The 13,493-nt window shown below is 74.4% G+C and carries 11 protein-coding genes; 8 read left to right on the forward strand and 3 right to left on the reverse strand.

Translation table 11 applies throughout. The annotated features are described in order from the left end of the window. Nucleotides 1-165: 165 nt before the first annotated feature. Together ABD944_RS16920 and ABD944_RS16925 are read right to left on the reverse strand one after the other, a co-directional pair. Nucleotides 166-1,734, reverse strand: a complete 1,569-nt coding sequence (locus ABD944_RS16920; protein ID WP_345177442.1) for a carboxylesterase/lipase family protein — start codon at nt 1,732-1,734, stop codon at nt 166-168. Between the two features lie 164 nt (nt 1,735-1,898). Then, complete coding sequence (locus ABD944_RS16925) at nt 1,899-2,882, reverse strand: DUF2804 domain-containing protein (RefSeq protein WP_345177445.1); 984 nt, start codon at nt 2,880-2,882, stop codon at nt 1,899-1,901. A 133-nt stretch (nt 2,883-3,015) separates the two neighbouring features. Here ABD944_RS16925 and hpnC point away from each other — a divergent pair, with 133 nt between their 5' ends. The 6 genes from hpnC to hpnH are packed head-to-tail and all read left to right on the forward strand — an operon-like array spanning nt 3,016 to nt 10,112. After that, a complete protein-coding gene (gene hpnC / locus ABD944_RS16930; protein ID WP_345177449.1) occupies nt 3,016-3,879 on the forward strand; it encodes a squalene synthase HpnC in 864 nt (287 codons plus the stop codon). Then, nucleotides 3,876-4,793, forward strand: coding sequence for a phytoene/squalene synthase family protein (locus ABD944_RS16935; protein WP_345177451.1), 918 nt, complete (start codon nt 3,876-3,878; stop codon nt 4,791-4,793). Before hpnC ends, ABD944_RS16935 begins: the two co-directional genes overlap by 4 nt. Continuing rightward, complete coding sequence (hpnE, locus tag ABD944_RS16940; protein ID WP_345177454.1) at nt 4,790-6,109, forward strand: hydroxysqualene dehydroxylase HpnE; 1,320 nt, start codon at nt 4,790-4,792, stop codon at nt 6,107-6,109. The genes ABD944_RS16935 and hpnE overlap by 4 nt, the downstream gene beginning before the upstream one ends. After that, on the forward strand, nt 6,106-7,131 hold the full coding sequence (locus tag ABD944_RS16945) for a polyprenyl synthetase family protein (RefSeq protein WP_345177457.1): 1,026 nt from the start codon (nt 6,106-6,108) through the stop codon (nt 7,129-7,131). The genes hpnE and ABD944_RS16945 overlap by 4 nt, the downstream gene beginning before the upstream one ends. Further along, nucleotides 7,131-9,107, forward strand: a complete 1,977-nt coding sequence (gene shc, locus ABD944_RS16950; RefSeq protein ID WP_345177460.1) for a squalene--hopene cyclase — start codon at nt 7,131-7,133, stop codon at nt 9,105-9,107. The genes ABD944_RS16945 and shc overlap by 1 nt, the downstream gene beginning before the upstream one ends. Continuing rightward, a complete protein-coding gene (gene hpnH, locus ABD944_RS16955; protein ID WP_345177463.1) occupies nt 9,108-10,112 on the forward strand; it encodes an adenosyl-hopene transferase HpnH in 1,005 nt (334 codons plus the stop codon). Between the two features lie 15 nt (nt 10,113-10,127). Here the strand turns inward: hpnH and ABD944_RS16960 are convergent, their stop codons facing one another. Next, nucleotides 10,128-12,113, reverse strand: coding sequence for a bifunctional phosphatase PAP2/O-acyltransferase family protein (locus tag ABD944_RS16960; protein ID WP_345177465.1), 1,986 nt, complete (start codon nt 12,111-12,113; stop codon nt 10,128-10,130). A gap of 205 nt (nt 12,114-12,318) precedes the next feature. On the opposite strand from ABD944_RS16960, the gene ABD944_RS16965 reads away from it, so the two are divergent. After that, nucleotides 12,319-12,972: a PadR family transcriptional regulator gene (locus tag ABD944_RS16965; protein ID WP_345177468.1), complete on the forward strand. Its 654-nt coding sequence runs from the start codon at nt 12,319-12,321 to the stop codon at nt 12,970-12,972. Between the two features lie 2 nt (nt 12,973-12,974). Next, nucleotides 12,975-13,484: a DUF1707 SHOCT-like domain-containing protein gene (locus ABD944_RS16970; RefSeq protein WP_345177470.1), complete on the forward strand. Its 510-nt coding sequence runs from the start codon at nt 12,975-12,977 to the stop codon at nt 13,482-13,484. Nucleotides 13,485-13,493: the final 9 nt, after the last annotated feature.

Below are 13,493 nucleotides of genomic sequence, written 5' to 3' on the forward strand. Positions count from 1 at the left end.
CGGCGGGGCGGCCCCGGGCACGACAAGCAGGACGGGTGCGGCCGGAGGGGGTTCCACCGGCCGCACCCGTCCTCAGGGGGTGCGGGCTCTACCTGAGCCAGAAGATCCACGGCGGGGGGCCGAGGTCGTTCGTGCCCGGACGGCCGAGGGCGGCCGCGCGCCGGGTCAGAGAGAGTTCCAGAAAGAGCAGTTCGCGGTCGTGGCGGTGTCGGTGCGGTGAACGGCGTCAGGCGCCACGGACAGGACGTCGCCCGAGGAGCGGAAGCGCGGCCAGTGCGGCGCCTGACGGGCCTGCGGCCTGCCGTCGCGGGCGAAGGACGTCCAGTAGCCCACCATGGCGGTGGAGAGCCGCTGCTGCGCCGGGGTCAGCGTGCCGATCAGCCCCGGGAACAGGAACGTCAGCTCGCTGGCGTGCTCGGCGCCCTCCTCGAAGCCGGGGACGTCGAGCAGCGGCGGAGCGCCCCGGTCGGCGAACTGGTACGCGTACACCGGGACGCCCGCGCGGTCGAGCAGGCGGAACGCGTTCTGGTGCACGCACGCCGAGAGCACTTCGTTGGAGTCCGTCTGGAGCGTCGCCAGCGCGATCCTGGGCTCCGGGTAGGCCCCCGCCGGGTAGCGGGCCAGTACCTTGCCGGCGTCGGCGCCGTAGACGGAGCGGACGATGTCCTCGTACTGAGCGGCGGTGATGGGGTCCGGGTAGGAGAGGGAGACGAACAGGCGCATCTCGTCCAGCGTGTTGCCGTGCATCACGGGGACCCGGTTGAAGCGGCCCCGTTCGATCGCCTGCTCAGGCTGCAGGGGAAGGACGCGGTCGCCGCCCGCCACAGGACCCGCGTCCGTGGCCTTGGCCTCGAAGGTCTCCAGCACCGTCTTGACGGGCGTCGCGCGCAGGCACGCGGCGTCGGCCGCGTCCGAGCCCTTGTCGCATCCCATGGCCTTGGCGATCGTCACCCCTTCGGCCTCGGCCGAGGACTCCGTACGGGCGGGCGCGGTACAGGAGTAGCTCTGCGCGATGACCTTGTGGAACAGGCCCGCGGCGGCGGGAGAGGCGAGGTTGGCGCAGGCGTTCCACGAACCCGCGGACTCGCCGAACAGCGTGACGTTTCCGGGGTTCCCGCCGAAGGCCTCGGCGTTGCGCTGGACCCAGCGCAGGGCCGCCTGCTGGTCGAGCAGGCCGTAGTTGCCCGTCTGGTAGCGCCGGTCGGCGCCGGACTCCAGGCCGGGGTGCGCGAGCCAGCCGAACGCGCCGAGGCGGTAGTTGATCGTGACGACCACGACGCCGCCTTCCACGGCCAGTTTGGCGGCGTTGTAGATGCTCGCGGTACCGGTCGTGTTGCCGCCGCCGTGCACCCACACCATGACGGGCAGTCCGTGCTTGCGTTGCGCACGGTCCGGCGTGGTGACGTTCAGATAGAGGCAGTCTTCCTCGTAGCTCGTCTCACCCCCGTAAGGCGCGGGAAGCTGCGCGCACTGGCCGCGCGGGGAGGTGGCGTCGCGCACGCCCTGCCACGGCCGCGCCGGCTGCGGCGGCCTGAAGCGCCGGTCCCCCGTCGGCGGCGCGGCGAACGGGATGCCCTGGAACAGGCGGTGGTCCTGCCGCACCTGGCCTCGCACCAACCCCAGGTCGGTGCGGACGACGGCGGACGAGTCCGGTGCCCGGTGCTGGGCCGCGGCCGGAGCCGTCCCTCCTAAGACGAGAGCGGATGCGAGCAGCGCGATGGCGGTGAGTCTCACAGGGTCCCCTTTCAGCGTGACTCTTTCTGACACCCCCCGAACGGCCGATCTCTTCGCATCACATCAGCGCTTGATCTCGAAAAGGACGCGAGTGGCCAACGTGTTCGTCTACGACACGATCTGCAAATTCCGGACATGGTCGCGGCGGGGGGACGCGGCGCGGCTCACCACCGCTGGCGGGCCTCCTCCGCCCAGCCGGTGAGGCCGTCGAAGTCGAGCCAGGTGCCGTCGTCGGCCTGGGCGCGGCCGCTGAAGTGGCCGAAGCACTGATGGGTCTCGCTGCCGACGACGCCGAGCTCCGTCCGCGCGACCTTCTCGTGGAAGGGCCGGAACTCGGCCTCGACGCGGGGCCCGCGGATCGTCCAGGGGCGCAGCCGGTCGCCGCGGTCGTAGGACCAGTCGAGCTCGTCGCCGATCTTGTGCAGCCGGCCGCCGATGAACAGCGCGTTCTCCGTCATGCCGGTGCCGTCGGTCCATGTGCCGCCGAGCTGCAGGGCCAGGCCGGGGCCGCTCGCCGCCGCCCAGTTCCACGTCATGCGGTACGGCCACTTGCCGCGCCCGTGGTCGAGGACGGCGAACGCGCCGTCCCCGATCTCGTGGTCGCCGGACGGGAGCCGCAGCCGCCCGTGCACGGGGCGCCCGACGTCCTTGACCGTGTACTGGAAGCGCCGGTCGCTCCAGGGGACCACCACGCCGAGCGACTCGTGGCCGTCCGGCAGCGGGACCCGGACGTCCAGGTCCACCACCCCGGGGACCAGCGCCCGCAGCCGCGAGCCGGACGGGTCCTGCCGGACGCCGACCGCGAAGCCCGCCCCGCGCACCGACGCCTCCCCGGAGCCGCTGCGGTCGGGGAACACCGCGCCGCGCGCGAAGGGGACCACCCCGTCCCGGGAGATCTCCTCGCCCGTCCCGCGGTCCAGCACGTACACGCCGTGGACCGCGGCGTAGTCGAGCGACGAGGCGACCAGCCCGACGATGTGCCGGGGCGTGACGAGGCCCCAGTACTCCCAGCGCTTGGCCCGCCCCCACCCGCGCAGGTTCGCGCGGTGCAGCGGGCGCCGCGTCCAGCCGACCGCCCGCGGATCGAGCCGCCCGTCCGGCGTGCACAGGTCGACGGGCTCGGTGATCTCGCGCTCATGGGTCGGCATGTTCCGAGGCTACCGAGCGGCCCGCGCGACGCCGTGGTCCCTGGAACGGTTCAGCCTCGGACACGGGCCCGTTTAAATAAGTCCATACCTGGGCCAGAGTTTCTCTCGTGCCGGACCGGTCGATCTCCTCTAGGTGATCATTGAACCGCCCTGGAGCGCCGAGGAGCACGATCGCGCGCTGGACCGGCTCGCCGCCCGGGAGAACTTCCCGGTGGCCGCGCGGGTCCTGCCCGCCCGGCACCGCGCCGCCCTGCGGGCCGTCTACGGCTTCGCGCGGCTCGTCGACGACATCGGCGACGAGGCCCCGCCGGAGCAGCGGCCCAAACTGCTCGGACTCGTGGACGACGACCTGGACCGCGTGTTCGCCGGGCGGACGCCCGCCCTGCCGCAGCTGCGGAGGCTGGCGGAGACGGTGCACGCGCACCGGATCCCCGAGGAGCCGTTCCGCGACCTCGTGCAGGCGAACCGGCAGGACCAGACCGTCCACCGGTACGAGACGTTCGCCGACCTGAAGGGGTACTGCGCGCTGTCCGCCGCGCCGGTGGGACGGATCGTCCTGCATCTGTTCCGCGCGCACACCCCGCGCCTCGCGGCCGCGTCCGACGACGTCTGCACGGCGCTGCAGATCGTCGAGCACTGCCAGGACGCCGGGCAGGACTACCGGGCCGGCCGGATCTACCTGCCCGGCGAGGACCTGCGCCGGTTCGGCTGCGCCGAGGAGGACCTCGCGCGGCCGGTGACGCCGACCCGGCTGCGCGGTGTCCTGGCGCTGCAGGCCGGCCGCGCCCGCGAGCTGCTGGACGGGGGCGCCGCGCCGCTGCTGGCGGACCTGACGGGATGGGCGCGCATCGCCGTGGCGGGCTACGTGGCCGGCGGGCGCGCCGCGCTGTCGGCTCTGGAGCGCGGGCGGTACGACGTGCTCGCTCATGCGCTGCGTCCACGGCGGGCCGCACTGCCGGCCGGGTGGGCGCGCGCCCTTGGAAGGAGGGGGCGATGACGGTTTCGGAGACGTGCGAGAGTTCCGAGCGGGTGGTCGGGGCGTACCGGCACTGCGAGCGGGTGGTGCGCGAGGAGGCCCGCAACTTCTCCTACGGGATCCGGCTGATGCCGGCCCCGAAGCGCCGGGCGATGAGCGCGGTGTACGCGTTCGCGCGCGGCATCGACGACATCGGCGACGGCCCGGAGCCGGCGTGCGTCCGGCTCGACCTGCTGGACCGGACGCGGCAGCGGCTGACGACCGTGCAGGAGGTGCTGCGGCGGCGGGTGGACGTCCGGGCGCTGGAGGGGCATCCGGTGCTGACCGCGCTGGCGGACGCGGCGGGCCGGTTCCCGATCCCCCTGGAGGCGTTCGAGGAGCTCATCGACGGCTGCGAGGACGACGTGCGCGGCGCCGACTACGAGACCTTCGACGACCTGCTGCGCTACTGCCAGCGGGTCGCGGGCTCGGTCGGGCGGCTGTCGCTCGGGGTGTTCGGGTCCGACGGCCGGCAGCGCGCCGAGGGCCTCGCCGACTCGCTCGGCGTCGCGCTCCAGCTCACCAACATCCTGCGCGACCTGCGCGAGGACCGGCTGGCGGGGCGGACCTACATCCCGGCCGAGGACCTCGCGCGGTTCGGCTGCACGCTGAAGCTGGACGAGTCGGGCGCGTTCATCGACCCGCCGTGGCGGCTGAACGAGCTGATCGGCTTCCAGGCGGAGCGGGCGCGGGCCTGGTACGCCGAGGGGCTGCGGCTCCTGCCGCTGCTGGACCGGCGCAGCGCGGCGTGCACGGCGGCGATGGCCGGGATCTACCGGCGGCTGCTGGAGAACATCGCCGCGCGCCCGCAGATCGCGCTGGACGCGCGGATGTCGCTGCCGACCTGGCAGAAGGCCGTGGTGGCGGCGCGCGCGCTGTCGGGGGTGGAGCGGTGAGCGTCGTCATCGTGGGCGGGGGCCTCGCGGGCATCAGCGCGGCGATCGCGCTGCAAGAGGCAGGCGTCGCGGTCACGCTGCTGGAGTCCCGGCCGTGGCTCGGCGGCGCCACCCACTCGTTCGGGCGGGGCGAGCTGAGCGTCGACAACGGCCAGCACGTCTTCCTGCGGTGCTGCACGGCGTACCAGGGGCTGCTGCACCGGCTGCGCGCCGACCACCTCGTCGAGGTGCAGGACCGGTTCGACGTGCCCGTCCTGCGGGCGGGCACGCCGCCGGCGCGGCTGCGCCGCTCGGGCCTGCCGAGCCCGCTGCACCTGCTGCCCTCGCTGGCCCGGTACGCGCCGCTGTCGGCCGCCGACCGGCTGAGGGCCGTGCGCGCCGCGCTGGGGCTGGCGCGCCTGGACCCCGCCGACCCCGTCCTCGACCAGGTCTCCGCCGGGGCGTGGCTGGCGCAGCGCGGGCAGCGGCCGTGGGCGCGGGAGGCCCTGTGGGGCCTGTTCCTCACGTCCGCGCTGAACGCCGAGGTGGACGACGCGGCGCTCGGCCTGTCGGCGATGGTGTGCCGGCGGGCCCTGTTCGGACGCCCCGACGCGGCCGACATCGGGGTGCCGCTCGTCCCGCTGGAGGAGCTGCACGGCGGCCCGGCGCTGCGGCGCATCGCGGAGATGGGCGGGACCGTCCGGCTGAAGGCCCGGGTGGAGTCCGTCACCGCCGACCCGAAGGTGGTCGTGGACGGGACGCCGATCGCCGCCGACGCGGTGGTCATCGCGGTGCCGCACGAGGCGGCGGCGCGGCTGCTGCCCGCCGAGGCGCTGCCGGACCCGCTGCGCTGGCCCGAGCTGGACGCCAGCCCGATCGTGAACGTGCACGTCGTCTACGACCGCAGGGTCATGGACGCGCCGTTCGCCGCCGCGGTCGGCTCGCCCGTCCAGTGGGTCTTCGACCGGACGGCGGTCAGCGGGCTGCGCCGCGGCCAGTACCTCGCGGTGTCGCTGTCGGCCGCCGACCCGTGGATCGACATGCCGACCGCCGAGCTGCGCTCGCGGTTCGTGCCCGAGTTGCGGCGGCTGCTGCCCGCCGCGTGGGGCGCGCAGGTCCGGGAGGTGTTCGTGACGCGGGAGCGGCGCGCGACGTTCCGGCAGCGCCCCGGCAGCGCGGCCGCCCGCCCCGGCGCGGCGACGCGCGCGCCGGGCCTGTACCTGGCCGGCGCGTGGACCGACACGGGCTGGCCCGACACCATGGAGGGAGCAGTGCGCAGTGGTCTCACCGCCGCCCGCCTGGTCCGCCGCCACCTGGAGAAGGTGAAGGACCGATGACGGCCGTGCCCGTTTCGCTGACCGATGTCCGTGAGCTGGTCGACGGGGCGCTGCGCGCCGCGGTCGGGCGGCTCGATCCGCGCACCTACCGGGTCGCGGCCTACCATCTCGGCTGGACCGACGAGGAGGGCCACCCGCGCAGGGCCCCGGCGGGCAAGGCGCTGCGCCCGGCCCTGGCGCTGCTGTCAGCGCGGGCCGCGCTGGCTCCCCCGGAGAGCGGGCTGCCGGGCGCCGTCGCCGTCGAGCTGGCCCACGCGTTCTCCCTCCTGCACGACGACATCATGGACCGCGACCGGACGCGCAGGCACCGCCCGGCGGCGTGGACCGTGTTCGGCGACGCGTCCGCGATCCTGGCGGGCGACGCGCTGCTGGCCCTCGCCGGCGAGGTCCTGCTGGAGGCGCCCGGCCAGGGGTCGGCGAGGGCGGCCCGCGCGCTGGCGGCCGCCGTCCGCCGCCTCGTCGCCGGGCAGTCCCTCGACATGGACTTCGAGACGCGCAGGCAGATCGGCGTGGACGAGTGCCTCACGATGGCGTCCGGCAAGACCGCCGCGCTGCTCGCGTGCTCGTGCGCGATCGGGGCGGTCCTGGACGGCGCGCCGGACCGGCTGTGCGCCGCGCTGGAGGCGTTCGGCGAGGACCTCGGCATCGCCTTCCAGCTGGTGGACGACCTGCTCGGCATCTGGGGCGACCCGGAGTCCACCGGCAAGCCCGCGCTGTCGGACCTGCGGTCCCGCAAGATGTCGCTGCCGGTCGTCGCCGCGCTGAACTCCGGGTCGCCGGAGGCCGCGCGGCTGGCCGAGCTGTACGCGCGGCCCCTGCCCGCCGAGGAGGAGGCGGCCGCGGAGGAACTGGCCGAGGCCGCCGGGCTGGTGGACGCGGCGGGCGGGCGCGCCTGGGCCGAGATGGAGGCGGAGAGCCGCATCCAGCGCGCCGCCGAGCACCTGCTCAACGCGCGGCTGCCGGACGCCGTCCGCGCCGAGTTCCTGCACATCGCCGACTTCGTCACCTGCCGGGACCACTGATGACGACGACAGAGCCCACCACAGAGCCCGCTCCAGAGCCCGCCACAGAGCCGGCCCCCGGGACGGCGCCCGCCGCGGGAGCGCCCGTCACCGTGGAGCCGCCGGCCGCCGGCGGGGCGGCCCGGACCAGGTCGGCCGCCGAGGCGCTGGAGGCCGCCCGCGACCACCTGCTCATGCTCCAGTCGCCGGAGGGCTGGTGGAAGGGCGAGCTGCAGACCAACGTGACGATGGACGCCGAGGACCTGCTGCTGCGCGAGTTCCTCGGCATCCGCGACGAGGCGGACACCCGCGAGACAGCGCGCTGGATCAGGTCCCAGCAGGCCGCGGACGGCACCTGGGCGAACTTCCACGACGGCCCGCCGGACCTGTCCACGACCGCCGAGGCGTACGTCGCGCTGCGGCTCGCGGGCGACCCGCCCGACGCGGGCCACATGGTCCGCGCCGCCGCCTTCGTCCGCGGCGGCGGCGGCATCCCCGCGACCCGCGTCTTCACGCGGTTCTGGCTGGCGATGTTCGGCCGCTGGCCGTGGGAGAGGCTGCCGGTGCTGCCGCCGGAGATGATGTTCCTGCCGCGCTGGTTCCCGCTGAACGTCTACGACTGGGCGTGCTGGGCGCGGCAGACGATCGTCCCGCTGACGGTGGTGGCCGCGCTGCGCCCCGTCCGGCCGCTGCCGTTCTCGCTCGACGAGCTGTATCCCGGCTACGACGTCCCCCCGGCGCGCCGCCGGGGCCTGTCGGGGTGGGACGCGGCGTTCGGGGCGCTCGACCTGGCCCTGCACGCGTACGAGCGGCGCCCGGCGAAGGGGGTGCGCAGGGCCGCGCTGCGCCGCGCCGCCGACTGGATCATCGCGCGGCAGGAACGCGACGGGTCCTGGGGCGGGATCCAGCCGCCCTGGGTGTACTCGCTGCTCGCGCTGCACCTGCTCGGCTACGGCCTCGACCACCCGATCGTCCGGCGGGGCCTGGACGGGCTGGAGCGGTTCACGATCCGCGACGACCGGGGGCGGCGCCTGGAGGCGTGCCAGTCCCCCGTCTGGGACACGGCGCTCGCGATGAACGCCCTGGCCGACGCGGGCCTGCCCGCCCGGCACCCCGCCCTGGACCGGGCCGCCGAATGGCTGATCGGCGAGGAGGTGAGGGGCCCCGGCGACTGGTCGGTGCGGCGCCCCGACCTCCCCCCGGGCGGCTGGGCGTTCGAGTTCGACAACGACTGCTACCCCGACACCGACGACACCGCCGAGGTCGTCCTCGCGCTCGGCCGCGCCGGGCATCCGATGGCCGAGCCGGCGATCGAGCGGGGCGTGCGCTGGATGGCGGGGATGGCCTCCCGGGACGGCGGGTTCGGCGCGTTCGACGCCGACAACACCCGCGCCCTGTGCCGCAGGCTGCCGTTCTGCGACTTCGGCGAGGTGATCGACCCGCCGTCCGCCGACGTCACCGCGCACGTGGTGGAGGCGATGTCCCACCGCGGCATGGCCGACTCGCAGGTGGTCAAGCGGGCCGTCGTGTGGCTGCTGAAGGCGCAGGAGCCGGACGGGTCCTGGTTCGGCCGCTGGGGCGCCAACCACGTGTACGGGACCGGCAGCGTCGTGCCCGCCCTCATCGCGGCGGGCGTGCGGCCGGGCAAGCCGGCGATCCGCGACGCGGTCGCCTGGCTCGAGCGCCACCAGCGCGACGACGGCGGGTGGGGCGAGGACCTGCGCTCCTACCGGGACCGGACGTGGATCGGGCACGGCGCCTCCACGCCCTCGCAGACCGCGTGGGCGCTGCTCGCCCTGCTGGCCGCCGGCGAGCACGGACCGGCCGTCGAGCGCGGGGTCCGCTGGCTCGTCGAGCACCAGCGGCCGGACGGCACGTGGGACGAGGACCACTTCACCGGCACCGGCTTCCCGGGCGACTTCTACATCAACTACCACCTGTACCGGCTCGTGTTCCCGCTGTCGGCGCTCGGCCGGTACCTGAAGGAGATCTCCTAAATGGCGATGCCACTGCGCCAGAGCCTGCGCGTCGGCGGGTACGTCCTGCGCAACAAGCTGGCGGGGCGGACGAGATACCCCCTGATCATGGAGCTGGAGCCGCTGTTCGCGTGCAACCTGGCGTGCGCGGGATGCGGCAAGATCCAGCATCCGGCGGACGTGCTCAAGCAGCGGATGCCGGTCGAGCAGGCGGTCGCGGCGGTCCGCGAGTGCGGTGCGCCGATGGTGTCGATCGCGGGCGGCGAGCCGCTGATGCATCCGCGGATCGGCGAGCTGGTCGCCGAGCTGGTGCGGATGAAGCGGTACGTGTTCCTGTGCACGAACGCCGCGCTGATCCCGAAGAAGATCGATCTGTTCCGGCCGTCCCGCTACTTCGCGTGGGCGGTGCACGTCGACGGGCTGCGCGAGCGGCACGACGCGTCCGTCTGCAAGGAGGGCGTGTTCGACCAGGCGGTGGACGCGATCCGGATGTGCCGGGAGCGGGGGTTCCGGGTCACGACGAACACGACCGTGTTCAACACCGACACCCCGCAGACCGTCATCGAGGTGCTCGACTACCTCAACGACGAGCTCCGCGTCGACCAGATGATGATCTCGCCCGCGTACGCCTACGAGAAGGCGCCCGACCAGGACCACTTCCTCGGCGTGCAGGAGACCCGCGCCCTGTTCCGCAAGACGTTCGCCGACGGGCGCCGCGAGCGGTGGCGGTTCAACCACTCGCCACTGTTCCTGGACTTCCTGGAGGGGAAGGTCGACTTCCCGTGCACGGCGTGGGCCATCCCGTCGTACTCGCTGAAGGGCTGGCAGCGGCCCTGCTACCTGATGGACGACGGCTACACCGCGACCTACCAGGAGCTCCTCGACACCACCGACTGGGACGCCTACGGGCGGGGACGCGACGAGCGGTGCGCGAACTGCATGGCGCACTGCGGCTACGAGCCCACCGCCGTGTTCGCGACCATGGGCTCGCTCAAGGAGTCGCTGCGCGCCATGCGGAGCATCTGAGCCCGCGGCGTCCGATCACTCCGGCCCTTTGCGCAGTTCCTCGAAGACGTCGCGGACGGCGTCCATCAGCGCGTCGGCGTCGTCCGTCAGACCGGGGTCGGCGGAGAGGCCGAAGCACAGGTCGCGGTGGACGCCGAGCCCGGCGATCGCCAGGGGCGTGCCGGGGGCGAGCGGGACGATCGGGTAGACGGCGGTGAGCGGGGCGCCGCACAGGCGCAGAAGCCGGTCGGGCCCCGGAAGGCTCGACACGGTGCCCTGCAGGAACCGGCCGCTGTAGGACATGCGCGCGAAGCGGGCGTGCAGCGGCGGCGGCATCAGCCGCCCGGCCTGCCACATGACGAACCACGCCGCCTGCGCCCGCGTCCCGGACCGCAGCACCCGGCTGCGCCGGGCGATCAGGGCGAGCCGGTCGACCTCGGCCATCTTCCCGATCGGCAGGTCCACCATCACCGCGGTGGTGTGGTTGCCCACCATCGCGCTGCCCGGCGGCCGCATCATCAGCGGGACCGCGACGCGGCACGTGCCGGGCCGGCCGTCCTCCTCGCTGACGCTCCGGTTCAGGGCGCCCGCGACCGCGCACAGCACGACGTCGGTGACGCGGGCGCCGTGGCGGCGGGCGACGTCGCGCACCGTGCCGAGCGGGAGGACCATGGTGCCGAACCGGCGCTCGCTCGTCCCTGCGGCGGGCAGCGGCTCCGGCCTGCCGACGGCGGTGGCGAGCTGGCCGAGGCCGACCACGGTGGCCAGCGCCTTGCGCAGCGGCGCCCGGGGAGGCGCGGCGACCGGCTCGGGCGGCGGCTCCATCAGGTACACGGCCTGCGCCACGATGCCGACGCCGTCGGCGACCACGTGGTGCATCATGTAGACGACCGCCGTACGGCCCGGCTCGGCGCCCTTCAGCACGACCATCCGCCAGGGCGGCCGGTCCAGCGGCAGGGCCTCGGACTGGAGCCCGGCCACCTCGGCGCGCAGCCCGGCCATCCCGTCGACCCGCTTCTCGACGACGTGCCACTCCCAGTCGATCCGGTCGAGGTCGCGCCAGACGGGGCGGCGCCAGCGGCCCCGGTGGACGAGCCGCTGCCGGAAGCGGGGCAGCCCGTCGAGGCGCTCCTCGATCACCCGGACGAGGTCGGCGCGGCCGACGTCCTCCCGCGAGGTGTCGAGCATGATGACGCCGCCGGGATGCTGCGGGGCCTCGGGCGTCTCCACCGCGAGGAAGAACGCGTCCGGCCCCTGGACGCGCGACGCCTTCGGCCGCGCGAAGCGCTCGGCCAGGTACACCGGCACGACGACGAACGGCACGGCGGCCAGGGCGTCGAGCAGGTAGTGGTTCGCGGTCGCCAGGATGACGTAGAGGGTGACCAGGATGTGCACGGTGTTCAGCCCCTGCACCCAGCGCCTGGCCTTCACGCGCGCGAGCTCGACGCCGACCCACAGTGTCCAGGCCATGTGCAGGGACGGGACGGCGGCGAACTCGTCGGCGTGCTTCACCAGCGGGGACCCCCACGACCCCCAGGTGCGGCCGTTGGTGACGGTGTCGACGAAGCCGAGGCCGGCGGGCATGAGCCTGGGCGGCATGACGGGGTACAGCGCGAAGCACGTGAGGCCGGCGAGGTTGAGCATGACGAAGGCGTTGCGGGCCGTGCGGTAGCGCTCGGGGTGGCGCAGGAACAGCCAGACCAGCAGGGCGAGCGCGCTGGCGACGTAGGTGATGGCGTACTCGTAGTTGGCGAGGACCCGCAGGACGGGCTGGCCGGAAAGCCAGCCGTTGAGGGCGGGCTCCACGTCGATGTGCAGGGCCCGTTCCAGCGCGTACAGCGACTCCCCGTGCTCGCGGGCCGCCGCCTTCCTCGCCTGCTCGGGCAGCATCGTCACCACCGAGTAGAGCGCGAAAACCGCCAGGCCGAGCGCGAGCTCGTTCCTGGCGCGGAGCCTCCTGACGCCCGTGGCGCCCGGGGTGAAGACCGCGTCCTGCGCGGCGACCGCTTCCTGTGTGCCCATCGTCCCCCTCGCTCACGGTGGTACCCACGGACGCGCGCGATCAGACGGCCTTGGCCGCATTCGGAGGCTTTGGCCGGTTTGTCCCGCGACCGCGGTCGCGCATCGATCCGAATCCGGGGAACCATCTGGCCGATCCGTACGTCTTCGATATATCGTTGTCGTATCGCGAGAGGTCATAGAGAGCTCTCAGAAGGTGGTGCAGAACATGGGGCACATGCACGGCCGCGGGCCCTGGGGCCGCGGCGACTTCCCGAACTTCGGCGCCCTGTTCGGCGGCGGGCCGGGCCCCTGGGGCCCGCCCGGCGGATTCGGCCACGGGCCCGGTCCGCGCCCGCCGTGGGCGCGGGGGCGCGGCGGCCCGTGGGGCCGGAGCGCCAAGGCCCGCAAGGGCAACGTCCGGGCGGCGATCCTCGTCCTGCTGGCCGAGGAGCCGCGCAACGGCTACCAGATCATCCAGGAGATCAACGAGCGCAGCGACGGGGCCTGGAAGCCGAGCCCCGGCGCGGTCTACCCGGCGCTGCAGCAGCTCGCGGACGAGGGGCTGATCGCGGGCGACGAGTCCGGCGGCCGCCGCACCTTCCGTCTCACCGACGAGGGCCGCGCCTACACGGAGGAGAACGCCGAGCGGCTGGCCGAGCCGTGGGCGGAGATGACGCCCGAGTTCGGCGAGGGCGTCCCGGAGCTGTTCAAGCAGGCCGCGCAGACCGGGGCCGCGGTGATGCAGATCGTCCACTCCGGCTCGCCCGAGCAGGTCGCGCAGGCGCGCGACGTCCTGTCGGAGACCCGCCGCAGCCTGTACCGCATCCTGGCCGACGACCTGGACGGCCCCGGGCCGACGGCCGACGACACCGAGGAGTGATCATGGTCCGGCACGACGAGATCCGCGTCGGCGACGCCGAGCGCGACGCCGTCATGGTCGCCCTGCACGACCACTTCGCCGAGGGCAGGCTCGACCGGCCCGAGCTCGACGAGCGGCTGGAGTCCGTGCTGGCCGCCAAGACGCACGGCGACCTGCGCGCCCTCGTCCGGGACCTGCCGTCCCCGACCGGGCTGCCCGAACCCGCGAAGGAGGCCCCGTGGGGGTCCCCGCTCGGGCACGCGTGGGGGCCGGGCACGGCGGTCGGGTTCGGCGGCCCGGGGCACCCTGCCTGGCACCGCCGTCAGCGGCACATGGCCCACCGCCGCCGGCCCGGGCCTCTCTTCCCGGCGTTCCCGCTCCTGTTCGCGGCGTTCATGGTGCTCGCCTTCACGGCCGGGCCCGGCACGGGGTTCCTGGTCGTCCTGCAGATCGCGCTGGCCGTCTGGGTCGTGCGCGCGGTCCTGCTGGCGTTCGGCGTCCGCCGGGCCCGCCGCCACGCCCCCGGCTCCTGACGCGGGGGC

Origin of the sequence: Actinomadura verrucosospora (assembly GCF_039540335.1) — a bacterium.
GTDB classification, from domain to species: Bacteria; Actinomycetota; Actinomycetes; order Streptosporangiales; family Streptosporangiaceae; genus Spirillospora; species Spirillospora verrucosospora.